This window comes from Vibrio crassostreae, from assembly GCF_041439375.1.
Taxonomy (GTDB): Bacteria; Pseudomonadota; Gammaproteobacteria; order Enterobacterales; family Vibrionaceae; genus Vibrio; species Vibrio crassostreae_D.
On the sequence record NZ_JBGONY010000078.1, the window covers coordinates 1 to 17,523 of the forward strand.

14 protein-coding genes and 2 pseudogenes are annotated in these 17,523 nt (G+C 39.6%); 7 read left to right on the top strand and 9 right to left on the bottom strand.

Features of this window, described 5'->3' with window-relative positions:
• Positions 1 to 78 precede the first annotated feature (78 nt).
• Complete coding sequence (locus tag ACED45_RS21855; RefSeq protein ID WP_371714991.1) at positions 79 to 1,080, top strand: hypothetical protein; 1,002 nt, start codon at positions 79 to 81, stop codon at positions 1,078 to 1,080.
• Positions 1,081 to 1,373: 293 nt separating this feature from the next.
• Here ACED45_RS21855 and ACED45_RS21860 read toward each other — a convergent pair.
• Positions 1,374 to 1,505 (bottom strand): annotated as a pseudogene (locus ACED45_RS21860) (IS110 family transposase); the annotation flags it as partial.
• Positions 1,506 to 1,621: 116 nt separating this feature from the next.
• Here ACED45_RS21860 and ACED45_RS21865 point away from each other — a divergent pair.
• The 6 genes from ACED45_RS21865 to ACED45_RS21890 all read left to right on the top strand — a co-directional run bounded on the left by ACED45_RS21865 (position 1,622) and on the right by ACED45_RS21890 (position 5,812).
• Positions 1,622 to 1,807 carry an antitoxin Xre/MbcA/ParS toxin-binding domain-containing protein gene (locus ACED45_RS21865; protein WP_371714992.1) on the top strand — a complete coding sequence of 62 codons (186 nt, stop codon included), beginning with the start codon at positions 1,622 to 1,624 and terminating at the stop codon, positions 1,805 to 1,807.
• Between the two features lie 542 nt (positions 1,808 to 2,349).
• Complete coding sequence (locus tag ACED45_RS21870) at positions 2,350 to 2,979, top strand: hypothetical protein (protein ID WP_371714993.1); 630 nt, start codon at positions 2,350 to 2,352, stop codon at positions 2,977 to 2,979.
• A 3-nt stretch (positions 2,980 to 2,982) separates the two neighbouring features.
• Positions 2,983 to 3,351, top strand: coding sequence for a hypothetical protein (locus ACED45_RS21875; protein WP_371714994.1), 369 nt, complete (start codon positions 2,983 to 2,985; stop codon positions 3,349 to 3,351).
• 197 nt (positions 3,352 to 3,548) lie between these two features.
• Positions 3,549 to 4,028, top strand: coding sequence for a hypothetical protein (locus tag ACED45_RS21880; RefSeq protein WP_371714995.1), 480 nt, complete (start codon positions 3,549 to 3,551; stop codon positions 4,026 to 4,028).
• Positions 4,029 to 4,488: 460 nt separating this feature from the next.
• Positions 4,489 to 5,403 (top strand): hypothetical protein, encoded by a 915-nt coding sequence (locus tag ACED45_RS21885; RefSeq protein ID WP_229647364.1) that lies wholly within the window; start codon positions 4,489 to 4,491, stop codon positions 5,401 to 5,403.
• Positions 5,393 to 5,812: a hypothetical protein gene (locus tag ACED45_RS21890; protein WP_229647365.1), complete on the top strand. Its 420-nt coding sequence runs from the start codon at positions 5,393 to 5,395 to the stop codon at positions 5,810 to 5,812. The genes ACED45_RS21885 and ACED45_RS21890 overlap by 11 nt, the downstream gene beginning before the upstream one ends.
• Positions 5,813 to 6,077: 265 nt before the next feature.
• Here ACED45_RS21890 and ACED45_RS21895 read toward each other — a convergent pair whose 3' ends face one another.
• The 8 genes and pseudogenes from ACED45_RS21895 to ACED45_RS21930 form a co-directional block, all read right to left on the bottom strand.
• Positions 6,078 to 6,254, bottom strand: coding sequence for an AlpA family transcriptional regulator (locus tag ACED45_RS21895; protein WP_371714996.1), 177 nt, complete (start codon positions 6,252 to 6,254; stop codon positions 6,078 to 6,080).
• A gap of 62 nt (positions 6,255 to 6,316) precedes the next feature.
• Positions 6,317 to 7,693, bottom strand: coding sequence for an McrC family protein (locus tag ACED45_RS21900; protein ID WP_371714997.1), 1,377 nt, complete (start codon positions 7,691 to 7,693; stop codon positions 6,317 to 6,319).
• Between the two features lie 5 nt (positions 7,694 to 7,698).
• Positions 7,699 to 8,502, bottom strand: a complete 804-nt coding sequence (locus tag ACED45_RS21905) for an McrB family protein (protein ID WP_371714998.1) — start codon at positions 8,500 to 8,502, stop codon at positions 7,699 to 7,701.
• A 4-nt stretch (positions 8,503 to 8,506) separates the two neighbouring features.
• Positions 8,507 to 10,228 carry a hypothetical protein gene (locus ACED45_RS21910; protein ID WP_371714999.1) on the bottom strand — a complete coding sequence of 574 codons (1,722 nt, stop codon included), beginning with the start codon at positions 10,226 to 10,228 and terminating at the stop codon, positions 8,507 to 8,509.
• A gap of 82 nt (positions 10,229 to 10,310) precedes the next feature.
• Entirely contained in the window at positions 10,311 to 12,080 is a 1,770-nt protein-coding gene (locus ACED45_RS21915; protein WP_371715000.1) for a DNA/RNA helicase domain-containing protein, read from the bottom strand.
• Between the two features lie 12 nt (positions 12,081 to 12,092).
• Positions 12,093 to 12,485, bottom strand: a complete 393-nt coding sequence (locus ACED45_RS21920) for a (deoxy)nucleoside triphosphate pyrophosphohydrolase (protein WP_371715001.1) — start codon at positions 12,483 to 12,485, stop codon at positions 12,093 to 12,095.
• 5 nt (positions 12,486 to 12,490) lie between these two features.
• A complete protein-coding gene (gene rdrB / locus ACED45_RS21925; RefSeq protein WP_371715002.1) occupies positions 12,491 to 15,031 on the bottom strand; it encodes an antiviral RADAR system adenosine deaminase RdrB in 2,541 nt (846 codons plus the stop codon).
• A pseudogene (locus ACED45_RS21930) lies at positions 15,018 to 17,523 on the bottom strand (hypothetical protein); the annotation flags it as partial. The pseudogene ACED45_RS21930 and the gene rdrB, both read right to left, overlap by 14 nt.

Sequence of the window (17,523 nt, forward strand, 5' to 3'; positions counted from 1 at the left end):
ATGATCTGATCGTAGCTTTAAGCATTAGTTCCCTGATTTAGGAAACAAAGCCCCTTTCTATCGCACTTCTTTGAACATATGGAAACGATTTTCAAGATTGAAAGAGAAGAGGAAGTGACTAGTGCTTTTCGTAATCTAAACCGAAATAAAACATTTAATTTGCCCGACTTCGCAGGGGTAACGACCAATGAAATTGCTGACCGATTCGACACCTTGCGTAAAACCAATACATACGAAGGATCGATTAACAACCAACTAAGGCAACTCTGCAACTTCTTCAATCTAAATTGGAAAAATAGGACTAAAAAGAAATCGTCAACACGTGCGGTATTGAGACAGCGATTCAACAACAAACAACTCGAGCGTGTTATAGGTGCTAGCAACGATACCTATACAAGTATCGCAAATACTCGAATTGACAACACTAAATCAGGTATTGAACAAACCGAAGCCTTTCCTTCGATGAGCTTCGTAAAGAAAGAGTCCACAATAGACAGAAAACCGGAACATGAAATTCCAGCAATTAAGCAGATCAATGAGAACTCATCCCGTCAAACACAAATAACAAACATCTCCAAAAGTATTCAGCGCGCCCACAATTCAACTTCTCTTGATAAAACCATACTGCAGATTCACGACCTCTCTTTTCTACTTTTTCAACTAAATAAGAAAAAGAACTATCGTAAACTTATCGGAGTTGTTGAGACGAATGTGATCTGTAAGCTGCTTGCTGCTTCACTTTACCTATCGAGACCGATAGCAGATGTTTGCTCTTTAAAGATTCTCGATAAACACTCTGAAGATGGTGAGGGCTTTGTGCGGATTGATAACACTTGGCACTTTAAGGCTGCATTTGTTGATAGTCTCACAGTCGCCGAATACTCTAGCTCAAGTGAGTTAATAAAAATCAGTGACTATTCACTCACACAAGTACCCGAGTTTCTAGTTTCTATATTGGACTTCAATCAACGAAATGCAGGTCCGTTGTTTAATAAAATATCTAAAAGCAGGTATCGTGAGAGCTGTGCAACATTCTTGAAGAACCTATCAGAAACGCACGCCGTCAGAATCAGAATGTAATCTATCGGTTTCGCTTCCTCGATGTGACTAGAACTGACAAGTTGCCCTAAATCGGCTCTGCCCCAATATATGGTACGTCCCGTTATTGCAAGTAGAGTTAAAATAACGAGCTGATTTGCGCTAATATATACAGAGTCTATTAGAGACAGTTGTTAGTCTCAGCTCTATGATGAGGTGTGCACCAGACTGTCCTCACAAAACAAAAAGCATTTTAAGTTGCTGTTTGGGGCAACAGGTCTTCAATCTGGTGGTCTAACCGTTGTGTCATCATTTACTCTCGTTGCAAATTTTGATTATGTTCTTATTTCAAAAAATTTTTTACTAACCAGAATTGCCCAAGCTATACGGGCTATTTTGTTGGCTAGCGCTACCACTGCCGCGTTAAAGGGTTTTCGTTTTTTAAGCTCTACAAGCCACGAACCAAAGTATTTTTCGACCGATTCGGCGTTTTTCAAGGTGGTTGTCATCATTATTTGACCAACTTTTCCTGATGTAGGTATGGTGTATAGGACTTATCACATAAATTTAGGCGGAGTTTAAAGTGAATAAAGAAACCAAAAAGAATTTTGATAAAGTATTTCAGGCTGCGTTAGGACTGTTTGGTAGTGAAGAAGCTACTAATCACTGGCTTAAGCACCCAGTTCGAGGACTTGGTAACAAACGACCAATTGATATGCTTTCGACAGCCGAAGACACCAAGGCTATACTCAATTTTTCCCAAACATGAAAGATAACACCGCCAGGCATGAGTTATTTTCTGATGTTGTCGAAAACTACCTCTCTCGACCTCGCATTGGTCAACTTGCTCACGTTAAAGCCTTGAGTGAACACATCAAGTCTGAACTTAGAGATCTGGCCTCGTATCAAAATAACCAAGAGTGAGCAAATCCGTTTAGTTCGCACCAAATGACGTACTTTGAACGAACATTCCTAAAGGCCATTGATGGAGCGCATGACCTAGGCATGTAACTCGAATAATTGGCCAAGTGTGTCTCGCCTGTACCATTTGTTCATAGTTCATTAGGCAATTCATACATCAAAAGTAAGAAGTCTCAATAAAGTGACTCCAATACACTTGAATCATCAACCTCCTCTCCAAATCAAAATAATCCAAATAAATACGAGATGATAACTGCTGCTGCTTGCTGATCAGATGCTTTTGATTTAAATCCCGTATTTGTGCTTTTTTTGAACAATGCCTCAGCGTAATCGAGGTTTGACTTCTATATTCATACTGCAACGAAATATAGACTAAAGTAAGGACTACTTATGTTAAATAAAACCGTCAGTAAGAGCTTTGCGTGCATGTTAGCCATTGGGCTAATAGGCTGCACGATACAGCTTGCTCCTGCTCCATCAGATAAGATTTTAGAAGAATCACAATCATCATTAATTGATGGTTTGACTCTCTTAGATTCCATGAAGTTTGGCGCACCAAGTGGCTCGTATGATTCCAGAAAAGAAACCTATTCCGCTTTAATAGGTAAGCTTGAATCTGTAGCTACCCTTATAGAAGTAAGACTTCCACCAGCGGATCTCGAATCAGATGCCGTACAAAAGATCATAGAAACTTCAAACAGTAATTTACCCGCTCTTGAACTTACCGAAGCACTAGAGAAAGCCGATCACAAAGCAAGCCTGAATGCGCTTGGCGAGATCACTTACTTACAGGCCATTGATAAAGCATGCTCAAGTATGGCTAATGCAGAGGAAGGCATGGAACCTACGATCATATATTGGATAAATTCAAAAGGCGAAAAAGTAGAGGTTGATCCTGCCCCTAAAAATGGCATGTGCCCGACGGTCGGTCATGTAGCAATAGCCAAGAAAGGTTTCACTGTAAGCATGCAAGCTGTGACTTTTTATGAACAGCTACTATTTGATTTGAAGGGAGAATAATAGATGAGTGATTTTAATATTGACGAAGTCGTAAGTGATGTGGCCACAAACGTCAGATCTCTATTGGACTCTAATCAACCGAAGCTTAAGGCTTTCATACGATCGCAAGCACGAGGTTCTGTTGAATACGCAGCGGAAATTGCCGAACACCTTGTGAATGGCAATATCCAAGAATCGGAAGCAAAAGTTTATCTCGATAAACTAGAAGAGATGGTAACAGCATCTGCATATGTGATTATTGGGAGTACTGTAGCCCTGTTTGAGGCTGTCTGGAATGCTATAGTGAACACTATTTGGAATGCGCTAGAAGCCGTATTAACTGGCGTATTAAACGCTGCCCTACCTATCCCAGACATCAATGTTGATGACTAACCCCTTACAACTAAGCCTCTGTCTATCAGAGGCTTAATCCTTTAACTTGAGAACATACCCAAAACGCCAAAACCCAGTTAACCCTTTAATTTCAGTTACATAGAAATATATTGACTTTATTTTCATTTGTGGGTTGTTTGGCATTCTTAGATTGTGTTTACTTAAGACTATAAACATTAATTAATTGCAGGAAATATATGTCTCAAACAACTCCATTATCTACCCGCGCTTTCTTCGGGATCAACACCGCTTTCGCAAGCTTAGCCTCTCTGTTGAACATACTCTTTGAGTCTCACTACAAAGAAGAGGATCTTGCGAGTGATGTTTTAGATCCATTGCTTGGTGATCTTGATTCAAATGAGGTAATGCATCTTGTTAGACCTCATTGTTTGAAAGACTACCCAGGATACGATGTTAAACTCCCCATTAATAAAGCAATGAAGTACTGTAGTGACTTCATTGAACAAGAATCTCGACGCCTTAAAAACGAAGAGCAGTCTGCAATAAACTACCGCATTAGGTATTCACAAGAAGTTATCTACGAAACCGAGATTAATGAAACATCAAATCCTCGGATCGGCATTAACATAGGCTTTGGCAATAAAAAAGAAGGCTCTATTGGTTACTCTAACGACAGTGAGAAACAGAGCAATACCAACTTTCAATTTAAGATGTAGGACATTAATGAACCATAAGGCTTCTTGGAGCCTTATGTTGTTTACATTCATCAAATTTAGAGTAGGCAAAATAAGACATTAATTGACGACAGTTAGTTTCGGATACATCTACGGCATGAGTCGAATGAATATGCCTTTGAACTGGTGTGCAAGAATTATATCAAGGTTCTCTTCTTGTGCTGACTGGATCTTGTCCAGAACCTTGCTGATTGAGACTCTGGCCCGTTTTTGCCCCAAAATCAGCTAGACCAAATACTCTACAAGATCTGTGTCGTTCATTTTACCCTACAAAAAGTTATCCTATATGATGCAACTCAACACGATTTGACCTTTATTATGATTATTTGACCTGTCAGGTTGCCTATTTAATTGGTTTAATCATCAGATCCTCTTGCTGAGGATAATAAACCACTGAAAATATTGTTAATATCCTTTTTATTTATCAGTGAAGTCGACTCCCATGAGATATGAATCCGCTCCTGTAGCTCCAGAAGAAAGACAAGAAACCACAACAGAACGTGCAGTACGTCAACATCGAGAACGTCAGGAAGAGCTGAGATATACCGCGAGCGATGAGAAACGATGGGCTGAAAATAGAGAGCGTGTTCTTGCTGAACGCGAAGCTGCCCAACAAGCTTACGACCTAACAGAAAAAGAATGGAACGATGATTTACAAAAGCAAGCTAAAGAATATCAGTGGGACACCTCTCGACAAGAGAACGTGAGTATTGCGGTACTGACTGTTGAAGAAGGTAACGAGTATTTAGACTTGCTCATCAAAGACTCGCATGGACAGCTTTCGAATGGCAAGGACTACACTGGCGTAGGTATGGGGCTTAAAGGCGCTTATGAGGTCGCTAAAGAGCTTGGCGGTTGGGGGGCAACCGCTAAAGCTGTCAATATCAATGGTGTAATGAATATTGTGGTTGAGAACTACAAGCCTAAATATTTAGACCTAGGTATCCGTTGGCAAGAAGCAACACCACAATTGCTTAAAATTGGTCACGCCCTAAATACCGTTCAAGGCAATGTCAGTTTCTTGAAAGGCAACATCTATGTAGAGCTTGTGTTTAGTGGTGCGGTTAATGCAGTTAACTACATTTTACATGATGAAAAAACGCTAGGTGAAGTGGTCGGCCAATTTACAGCGGATATATCTAAAGGTGTGGTTGCAGGCGTAATAGCTCAAGGTGCTACTTTAGTATTAAGAGCTGGATTAACCCTAGCGTTTGCTACCCCGCCTACAGCATTGTTACTAGGTTTCTTTGCCATAAGTGCATTTTACATTGGTAAGAAAGTATCTGAAGTAGATGACAAATATAGATATACTGAACCAATGAAAAAAGAAGTAGAGAGATTAATTGATGAAAATTAACCGCTTAAAGGCATTTGCTTTCTGTTTGATTTTTTCATCACTTTTTCTGCTATCGGCTCACGATGTTATGGGGGTGTTTGATGCACATAAACTGCTTCATGATAAAATAGTCGTAAGTGGGGCGATTAATGATGCTTCTACATTTGCTTTTTCTTGGGCAATGTTTGTTATGTCTGTATTCATGGTCATCTGCCTGATTACAGGGGAAAAGCTCCTCTGGATACCCAAGATATTTATAATCATTCTTGGGAGTATAACTGTATTAGCTTTTCTAACTGGCTGGAAGGTAAATGGAGCATTGAAGGTAAAACTTCATGAGAAAAGCTATATCGAATGCACCTCTGAACAAGAACTCACATTAAAATCCTCAAGTCGGACGTATGTTTTAGACCCTAGCTTGTGTGATTAAATTATTTTTCATGCTCTTGGCACAAGCTACTCTGTTAGCGTATGTACGCGTCATGCGCTAACTCTCCCAAAGCTATTATTCAATACTTGAAGTTATCCATTAATTGCTAATATTCTATTTGTCGTAACGCATTTTTGTCCAAATGTGAGTTACGATACCAACAGGTCGCCTGTACGATCTAGTCGTGACTAACCAGCGGGTGTATAAGATCGAGTATGAGTTACTGCATATAACTCATGACCTTTGAGCACTTATTAGCTGTCAGTCATCGCTGATTTAAACACTCTGTCATCCACTCTTCCACTTCATTGTCGAGCCAAGCAACAGCTCTTTCTCCTATAGGTGCGGGCTTAGGAAATGAGCCCTCACTTATCTTGCGATAAATAGAGGATCTGCTTAACGCAGTCTTTTTCATGACTTCTTTTATTTTAAGAAATCTCATTGGTATGCCTTATTTATAATTACTCGCGAAAATGTATACCTTTGTGACTTCAAGGAACCACATTAGTTAGGTGACCTTTGAGAGACTTCCGCTCTAGAGGTAAAATTGAAATCTAGTGGCCATCTGATGCCCGCATGTTTCTTCTCTGATATATTGAATGGTACGACCCAAAGCTGATGTCCACCTCCCAATTCAAAGGGGAAATGCAGTGCTTCATCAAAGTTATCTTGGCTAGGGTAAATAAGCACTACATCCTGTCCACTTTCATCATCTGCAAGATATTTTTTTGCATAAGCAAACAGTTGGTAAATATCCGATTGGGAGATATTTGAATTACTTAACTTGGTATTGAGAAGCTTCCACTTCGTATCGAGCACGACTTGATTGGAGCTCCCTTCCTTAATGATCAAATCCGGGCGTAAACTGAATTTGTTTCTACCGTCATAACGGGCAAGGTACTCACCAGTAACTTGTGTACTAACACTGAGCTTAGGATGGCTGACCGCTAGTTGTTCTTTTAAAACTTTAGCGACGTAGTCTTCAAATACCTTCTCCATAGGGAATAAAAGAGAAGCTGCGTTAGCACCACCTTTCATCGTTTGTGGAGAAAAGCCTTCTAAGATTAGTCGACACCAGTCTAAAGGTATTTGGTAGTAGCTCATCCCTCTATCAAGCCTGACTTTTGAAAAATCAACGCTGTAGTCCTTACTCTCTGGTATTTCATTAAATACAAAGTCTAGCTCTTGTAACAACTTCTGATTTTCTGCACTCCGCGTATAGCCTTTCACTCGTTTTAGAGCACTATGCATTAACCGGTTTACTGGACGATCGAGTAAGAACTCATCGTACTCACAGTAAAATTTATGCTTACTAATGGAGTTATGCCTAACTTGTTTTCCTACATTCAGCTTCCCCTTTAAGAAACCTAAATTGTCTTCCCTACGTACATAGTCACTTCTTAAGCCACGTTTTACGAGCGTGTTCACCGACTGTAAGAACTGGCCTATAAATACCTCTAACAACGGCATTCTTTGGCGAGTAATATTAGCATTCGAGGTTTGAATATGTGAGAAACCTTTCAACGCACGTAACATTACTAGTAGTGTGTGCCGAGCTTTCACATAAGCGTCATCATAGTTGTTGTCACTACCTTCATCTGTGAAGCCTTTTCCGATTTTAGGCAAGATTTCAATTTGCGTTTTATCTGGCGTGAACATAACTCCTGCATAGTTTTGAACTTGCAGAACTTCCATACCATTTCGACAACGTAACTGGAGAAGGTTTCTTTCATTCTCATTACTTAAGCAAAGCTTCTTGAGATATTGATAGGCTGATACAGAGATAGCTTGAATGTGTGAAGATGTAGTCTGATCTTTAAGCACATCTTCACTCACTAAACAGTCATACTCGAAAAGGGTGATTTCTTGCTTGGATTTCACTAAGCTTACTCGCTATCTTTTGCGTAGATAGTTTTGAACGCTGTCGGATTTTGCCAAACAGTCCCTTCACCAAAAGGCTTGAATGAGTATGTCACTTTGCAATCCTCATACAACTCTAATCCATGTTCAGGGCCAAATAACTCACTGTAGAAGTCTTCTGTTCTTTGCAAAAATTGTAGTCCCTCGTCTTGTTTCAAACTGTCACCGAGGACTAAACGAATCTTGCTCCAATCTTCATAAAAATACTCTTCCAATAGTGGGATTATCTTGTTCTTAAATGCTGACTGTAGCTCGATAAACGCCTTGCCTTCATCAACCTCATTGAAAACAGGGAACAAGAAAGCATGACCGAGCGTATGCTCACGATCATAGAGAACTTCAATTCGCTTATTTAGTGTTTCTAGCAATTTAGATAAATTGATGCCCTTAACTTCTTTATCAGCAAAAAGCTTGGGGTTTGGCATCATCTCTTTAAAGTCAAAACGACGACGTAATGCAGTGTCCATCATGGCTAACGAACGGTCTGCCGTATTCATAGTGCCGATGATATATAAGTTATCTGGCACTGAGAAAGTATCACCAGAATAAGGTAAGGTGACTTCTAGCGGCTCCTGCGCACCTCTGCGCTTAGAAGGTTCAATTAAGGTAATCAGTTCACCAAAAATTTTTGAGATATTACCTCGATTGATCTCATCGATAACTAATACATAGTTTTGGCGTTCTGTTTTGACTTCGCGCTTACTATGCGCAAGTTTTTCTAAATGCTTGATCAAAGCAGAATAGTAAGGGTTCAATCCTCCATTAATCACTCGATCACCATGAAAGATGTCTTAATGTTTTTACACTCAAAGAATGGGTTGATTCGCCTTTGTCTTTTTCGAAGCGAATTGTGTTGTTATCGACATCAGTCACTCTGAAAAACGTACGAACTGTGTCGACTCGAACGCCCTCTTCCAGTTCAGATAAACTATTTAAAAAACGCCCCCACAATGTATCAAAATCATCTTTCTCATCCGTGGTTTTGGTTTCTTGGTAGTCCTTAGCTTTTTCACAGAGCGCCTTAAATACACCCTCTTTTTCATAGTAAGAAATTTGACCGCCTTCTGTTTTAGCACTGAGTCCTTCCACAAACTCTTCATACCCATAGCTTTGATGGAATGTGACAAATCGAATTCGACCAGCGTCAGTCAGTGCTTTGTATTTTTTCGTTAGTGAGCCTCTTTGCTCTTCTGATACACCGGTTTCAGGATCAATGTTTATGCTGGCGTAAAAATCAGGATCAGCGGCTTGAACTGCGGCTTCGATAGTGTGGTATGTTTTACCTGTTCCCGGTGGACCATAGAGAATTTGATTGAGAGGTATATTCATTAGTTTTTCACCGTAGTTAGAAGCTGGCTCACGCACTTCAGAAGTTTCTTTAGCAGGCGTTTCAGTTATGGACTCGTAGATATACCAAAGCGTCACATTAACCGCATCTGTATCCATTACACCTTTCAAGATTGGCTGTATTTTACTCAGTAACTCCTGGTTCAATTCATACCAGTTAAGAGTACTTAGGTTCTTAAGTTTGAGCTGAAACCTTATATCCAAATATTGGTAAACTTTTCTTAGTGCCTCTTCAGCAACAGCCGTTGAAAGTTTTGTTGGATGTAAAGAAGCAAAAACGCGATTAGTCGTAGCCCAATATCGACGGGATATTTTTCCTTCTTCTGCTAATCGATTCAGTAACGCTATAGATTGGTTATACAGCTCAGGCGAGGTACCTCGGGCAAGTAGTCGTGTAAACTCGACTAAATCAGATTCAGATTTGCGATAATCTTCACCGCTCATGATCCCATTTTTTATTGACGCAACCCAAGTAGAGGCTTTTGTCCAAAGCTCTTTAATAGCAAATTCACTAGCGGTTTTTTCTTCGACAGTAAGCTGATTATAGGCACGATACTCACGAATCCATTCCCCGTTATTTCCATCGCGACTTTCAAACACTTGCGTAAAGTATTCCTCGATAGAGATTGAGGTTAATTGAGTCGACCCTTGGACACCCACTAACCACTTATCAATTAACTGCTCTAAAACACTATCAATGTCAGAGCGACTCATTTTTACCCAAAAGTATTTAGGTGTGGGCTTTTCGTTCTCATCAAAAAAAACATTTAACTGTTGCGCTAGTACTTTTAGTTCACTCGTAGTTCTCAACCATCCAGAATTAGAATTTAGTGCTGAACTGATTTTTTCTGGATTAAAGCGGGTTCCCGCAAACTCAAACTCTTGCTTGCTCCCATTAAAACCACCAAGAACAGTATTTCGAACTGAACTACCTGCCACTTCTAGCTTAAAAAGCAAACAATCTCGATTGCCGGAATACGGTGTTAAATGAAAACGTGCTGCGAACTCAACAAACTTGCGTAGGCTCGGTTGATGCTGCCACTTTTCAATCAAAATAATCAGCTTCGGTTCATCAAACCTTACATCAGTGGTTTCTAAAAACTCTTCAGTGTAACCACACTCGATCAAATACTGCTTAATTACATTCATTTCTAATTTTTCTTATTGTGTTAAGCCTGCTCTAAAAGGCCTTAATTGATTTCAATGACGCCAAGATTGAGTGCTGCTGCCTTTATAGGCATTGTGCACCTGCACTTAAGAAATATTCGTAAGTTTCGTCGAACAGTGCCTCTTGAGGGAAATAAAACACTACGCCATCCCTACCTCTAGTCATCAAAACGCGATAACTATTAAGCTTTATTTGATAGGGGTTTTGAACATTTCTATTGCCTTTATGAAGAACCCAGCTACTGCCATCGTAGAGAAAGTCTTTCGCCCAGATTAGCACTGGCATATCAAGCTCTAACCCCTGGCAATCAAACTCACTAATTGTGCGCTGGAAACTACAACACGATGTCGAAGAACTAACGTCATCATGGAACCATGGGCCCAATGGTTGTTTGTTATACTTGATGTTGTCTGACGAACTTAACAAGCCATACTTCTTGTTGGTGTTTTGATATCTATTGAGACAGTATCTTTTGGCTTTTTCCAAATCTCTGGTTAGATAGATATTGAAACCGTCTTTAATCGTCTGCTTAGCCAGCGCAACATCCGGCTTATCATTCAAAACACTTTCCACCCACTTAGGATATAAACTTGCGCTATGAGCTCGTAAAGACTGATCTAAATTTAGCAATGGGTTTACTCGAACACGATTACTGCTCATGAATTGAAAATGATGCTCTAACGCTGGTGGGCAAAAAACAATCCAAGGTTCTTTACTACTTTTCAAAGCATCGCACCAAAGAGAAATACCCACTTCTTCACCTACATAAATCTCTTGTCCCTCTCCAACTAGAGCGACATAGTGACAAGGCGTTTTATCATTATCTGCGATCCTGATGATGCAAGAAGGCTCCGACATTTGGTAGTTCTTGTTTTTATTTTCGTCCCACATCCTCTGAGCTTCATCAAAAACAACCAAATTAGTATGAGGGGTTATACGTGGCTTCATATATTCGCGTTTAAAGTCCTTCAACGCGCGAACAAACGTTTTGTCGTCAAGAGCATATTGCAAGACATCTACCAGTGGGCCATTCCCAGATAGAAACTGGCCTCTTTTGTTCCTATGTACAAACTCCAACCCCAACAACGTCTTCCCTGCTCCAGGAACACCAGTAACCAGGGTCAATACATTCGCCCGATTTCTATTTTCTTCATTTTCAACCCAAGCCGTTACTTTATCCAACTCATCAAGCGCTTTATAAATCCCTGCGCTTTTAGCGCTCTTTAGCTCTTCTATTGGGTTGTTTTGAAATATCTCTACCGCTGCATCTACTAGATTAGGTAATGGTGCATAGGGCGATTCAAGCCACTGTTTTAAATCAGTGTTAGTTGGATCGTCTGTTAAATACTTATCAAGAAAGGCTTTGAGTTTATCGCTAGATAAGATTGAGATATTACTTTCGATAACCGTTAATTTACCGGTGGATTGAGTCAAAACCAAACCGGCAATCACCTCTAGCTCGGCGCTTTCATGATGGTAATTACAGAGATCTCGATAATAGCCGCACAGCTGATCATAATCCGCTCGCTGATAGCGATCCTTCATTTTGAATTCTAAAATGAATAGCTTATTTTCGACGAGAAGCAGAACATCGGGTCTACGCCCTCCTTCCATTGGTAGAGCGTACTCAAAAATAATATAGCCATCAGATTGAGCACGCTTGGAGAGTTCTTTCTGAAGATGATGAAAACAATCAACCCAAGCGCGTTTCTGAAGTTCACCAAGCTCTAAGCCAGGGAAGTTCACGCTAAACTCAGAACACATGCTGGCTAACCAGTTCCCTTCTTGTTCTTGAAGAAAAGCATCAACCCTATTTGCATAGCAATAAGTCATTCACGGTCCTCTTCAATTTTCTTGGAGCTTTGCAACGATGGGAACATCAGCTTCGGCCCAATCTAAAGAAATTAGCTCATCGAGATTTAACCACAATGCTTCAATATGCTCAGTAAGTACTATCTTTCGGTTTTCGACAGGACATAAGTAAGCGTGCATCGTGATATGAAAGTCAGGGTAAGCATGCTCAACCGTCATGAAATAATCGACATGCTCAACAATCAAGTGAAGCTCTTCTTTGAGCTCTCTTTTAATAGCAGATTCCAGCTCTTCACCGGGCTCTACTTTCCCTCCGGGAAACTCATATTTTTCATGGATATACGATAGCGCCGAAGGTCCTCGCTGAGCACAGAGTGTCTGCCCTTCATGCTGAATAATGGCAGCGACCACTTCTATTTTTTTCATCAGACTTATTCCGTTTTTCTGTTTACCCAAGAAAGGTGGTTTTCAGCGAAAACCTCAACACCCTTCTGCCTGATACGGTCGATCCAATCTTCAGCTTTATTCACGCCAACACCAAAATGGTTAATCGCCGCCTCTTTCACCACTCTGTGTTCATTGCGAATAGTCGTCGGCATTAACGCACTATCATCAGTGTTGATACACACAGGGACAGAGCCATTACGCAAGCCATACTTATTGAACTTACCGCCTTTCTCTAACCACGCTTCTTCTGGCGGATGCCAACGATAAATAGGATGTTCGTGATAGTGCTTGAATCGGCCGATATAGATATTGGACGTTGGGCACGCTTCGAGAATAACGCCCTTGTCTGCATAAGTTTCAATACACAAGTCTTGAATAGCCTCATAGAGCTCAAGCTCCACGGATGAAATTGAATCAAAGGCCAAATTCTTTTCCATTCCAAAAGCTTCACTTCGGTTACTGTTCGAACAAGTAACTGTCACGATTTTTTCGCGACGCTTGAAAAAAAGCTCATCACGCTGGGCGTATAGGTACTTTTTCCACAATTCTACGTGTTTAGACTTTTTATGAGTATCGTAGTCATCTCTAAAGTCAACGACCCACCCTCTAAAAGCAGAGTCATGCTCTTCCACCGCGGTATCCTTACCATAAGTAGCATAATAACTGGCAACTTTGGTTGGACAATTACGTCTCAGCCTCCATGCGTCATACAAACGCTTGGGTGGATGAGACTCTTGATAAAGATATTCAGACCAAAATGAGATTTTATCGACTAATAATTGAAGAATTCCGACCATCTTCGGCACGGATTGAACAACAAGCAATGCCTTATGGTAGCTCCATACTAAGTTATCTAAATGCTCCCCAACCGTTAGATATGCAGTTTCTTGCTTCTTTGCCCAATCTGTTGGCAAAACTCCAAGAGCAAGGCCATGTCCAATTCGATCACCAGATCCAAAATTACAGAACATAATGCTCTCATCGATAGAACGCATTCCTGACAGGAGGTGGCTGTAATCTTCTCCTGCATGCACGGTTAGAAACGGCTTAAAAATGCGATTAAACTTAATCCCTTGAGTTGGATATCGACTCTCTCTTAATACCCTTAAAGCCGGGGCGAACACCTCAATAGGTAGCTCATTTTCATTGCCAGCAACATCATATCCCCGGACAGCTTTACGTAAATCTAATCCGGTTTCCAGCTTAGATTTCAAAGAACAACATTCAACAATATCATGTTCAGAAAATGTAATTGAGTGAGAAAAATCTTGTAGATTCTCAACTTGCTTAATAAGGTTGTTTCTCTTACTCTGTTGTAGTTTATCGCTACGTTTACCGCTTCGAGTGAAATGAAGGACAAAGTGGCTCTTTTCAGCAATTGAGTTTAGGTATAGATGCTTTAGACCTTCGGCAAATTGCGTCGGGTCAACCAAACCTCCTTTTCCTGCTAGAATTACATTTGGCGTAACCCTAAACTCTCTCGCAGTCTTCGCTTCTATATCGAAATCCAATCCATCAGCCAGAGAGCTTTGTTGCTGTGCCGCCCGCGTATCTCTCATTCTGAATCGAGATGTTGTAACAAAATCACTTAATCCGACTCCAGATACCACCATATAGTTTCTAAGAATGTTACATAAACGAATTAAATTAAGCGTCGCTACCTTATCAATTGAACCGAGCAATATACCTGTTGTATAAAGCAGCCACCTTTTCATCGATGCTAGCTCAGTTTTTGTCGATCTAATCAGGAGAAGCTGGGCAGGATTGTCAATTTTATCTCGTTTAGTAGCGGAAAGAACTTCAAAGTTAAACTGTGAGTTATCCAATTTTTTTTCACTAAAAATACTATACCCGACTCTCTCAGCATTGAGAGAACAAGCAGCTACTAAGTCAAGCTTGGAATACACCCCACTTTCAACGAGAGTGTATTCAACTCTTTTTGGCCATTGGAATTTTTCATCTATCAACTCGCCATACAAACAAAAACTCAATAGAGACGGTGTGAGCACCCCGTGCCCACCAAGGTGAACATGATTATCAGCAAACTTAGTTTGAGTAGAACTCAGCGGCAGAGCAAAAGGACATTGATACTCTTCGATACAATGCGAAATTTCATGAACATTAAATTGGTAATGTTCAGCTAACTCTTTGTATGCTTGAGCGATTATCCAGCTACTATCCAGTACACTTAATAACTCTAACCAACTAGCAAGCATTTCTGGTTTAACTTCGAAGCAGTTACCCTGCCACTGCAAATACTCATCAACGACACCGGAAAGAACTTGCGTACAATGTTCATCCAATGCCTTCGAGCTGCAATCACTTAGGCCAAAAGTCGAAATAATCGCATCTACGTCATCCTGCCGAAACTTACGTTGAACATATGGCTCATAATCTAAAATTGCTAGCCTCAAAGAGTTATGATTACCCTCAGAGTGACTAGACCCAGGTTTAACTTTACGTACTAACCTATCAGATGATAAATAAGCTGCTCGAATAGCAGCTTCATCACTAATCTTCAGCATCTTTTCTTCCGTGCTTACTTATGGCCTTAATAAAGTTTTGAAGCCGTTCATCTAAAACTTTATAAGACTCGAGCTGTTCAAAATCGTCAGGTAAAGAATTCTTAACTGAAACAATAGCACTTTCTACATCCGAGGATGCTGAGGCAGTCTCTAACTTTTCTTTAAATTTAGAAATCTGTTTCACTCTCTTATTACTAATAACTTCATCTATAAGAAATTTAGCGCTATCTATAGATGTACCGACTAATTCTCCAAAAGCTTGACTAACTTCTTCTTGAATTACTTTTTTATCATCTTTACTACCCAGTTTTAAAATAGGAGCATAAAGCCCACTATCGCTGCTCAATATGGAAAACATTGGGTGCGTGTCAATCGCATCATGCAGCATCATTACTTCGTGTAATCGTTGTGATTTGGCATCATCTCCTGCTTTCCTAAATCGTTCTATCTCACTTTCAAGGCGAGCTTTGTTTCGAGTGTAAGTTTTATCTCTACTTACAACCTCTCTAGCATCTCGAACCGTTTTAGACTTGGCACCAATTAAAACGTTAGAGTAAACCGCTTCCCCATATATACCTGAACGAAGAATTGAATTGAGTACGTTATATTTAAATCTCAAAACCATGTCAGACAAATGTTCATCTTTAAAGTTACTCTTACTAGATGCATAGTTTGCCTTAATTACATTCATAGCCGTAAAAACACTATTGAAAACATAGCTAAATATTGGGGTAATTTTAAATGAATCCAACCATTGAAGCTGTAATTCGTTTTCTTGTTTCCAGCGAATAATTTCACCAAATAACGCTAATGACGAATCACCTTTATCAAGTTCATCTTTGATTTCTTCATTGTCACCGTCGATAGAAATTTTTGTTTCTGCAAAACTAACAATGCTATAAAATGGTTTTTTCTTTACAATCTCATCAATAACATCAAAAGACAACTTGCTTTTATCAACAAGAAATGAATAAAAAAGAAGCTCAAAAGCACGACTAAACACAACAAACCTTTTCGTGTTATTTAAGGTCGAATAAAGCTCACCTTCAGTATAAATATCAAGCAAGGCACTTTCTACTGAATAATTAACTTTCACCTTAGTTTCTGATTCTTTCGGTTCTTTTGATTCTTTCGGTTCTTTTGATTCTTTCGGTTCTTTTGATTCTTTTGATTCTTTTGATTCTTTCGACTCTTCTAAAATATGGTACTGCTCAGGGCTATAGACATCCTTGGGGAATAGCTTTTTAGGTATTAGAATTGAGTTGTTAACATTCTGTTCAATAACTTTTTTACTAATAAAGAAATCTGATACTAAAAACTCTAAAGGAGGCATTGACTTTAATATTCTAGATTTTTCGTCAAAAAACGTATTCAAAAGGTCTTCGTTTTTTACGTCTTTACCACCAAGTGATGGAAGTGTTTTCAAAGCCTCTAATTGACTTGAATGAACATCATATTTTGCCCAAGGATAGATGACCTGGTCAGATTGGGCTTTAATGTTAAACGCCAATAAGCGCTGAATATCGAAACCTTTATCTTCATCATGAGAGAAAGATATAGCAGACTCTGCATTAGCAAATGCACTGCCCTCTTTTTGCTGAGCGGCCCATCCTCGATATTTTATATGCAAATCTAGTACATTATCTTTTTCAACAGATAATTCAGATGGTCTTATGGTTCGAACTAATTGTGTTAAGCCTCGCGCTGATCTTGGCTTAAATAGACCTTTTCTAGAATCTCGGTTATGACATAGATAATTAAACTTATCGAATAGCTTTTCTCTATAATCAGAGTAAGAAACTTCTGTATTTTCCGCTTCATTAATCATCATTTTAGAAAGCAAGTTTTCTATAGAAAAAAGAGAAATGCGGGTATGACTAGGAAACACCTTAGTTAAATAAGCCGTTGTTAAATCAGCACTCAACTGAATCCCATTATCAATCAGTTTTTCATCTTGGCAATTATTATCATATGAGCTGTCATCAAAATGAGTTTGCGTCATATGCTCATATAGTTTCAAATCACCACTAACTATAGGAATAATATAAGGGCAACCCAAATATCTGCGTACCTCATCAACAACTTCAAAGGCATTATCTAATGCCATATCAACATCATCAATCAATACAACGATGGCTGAACAACCAAGAACTTCGATAGCAGATTCCACAAAATGATGGAAATTGTTCTCTACTTGAATTCCTGAGCTGTATTTAAGTATTTTATCAATGCCAATGGAGCCATTAAATTCAGAGGTTTTCCCCATAGAGTCTGCTAGCCTCTTGAGGCTATGATGGAAAGTATCTCTCTTTTTGGACGAAATATTGGCGTGTCGATTAAATGTATCACTAACAGCTTGATATATCTGTGCAATAATGACATTAGCAAATGAATCATTATCCATCAGCATTGTAGGATCAATAACATCTAAGAAAAACAAACTGATCCGCACCAGCAGTTTTGGACACTGAGTTAAGTGAGTACAATCACTA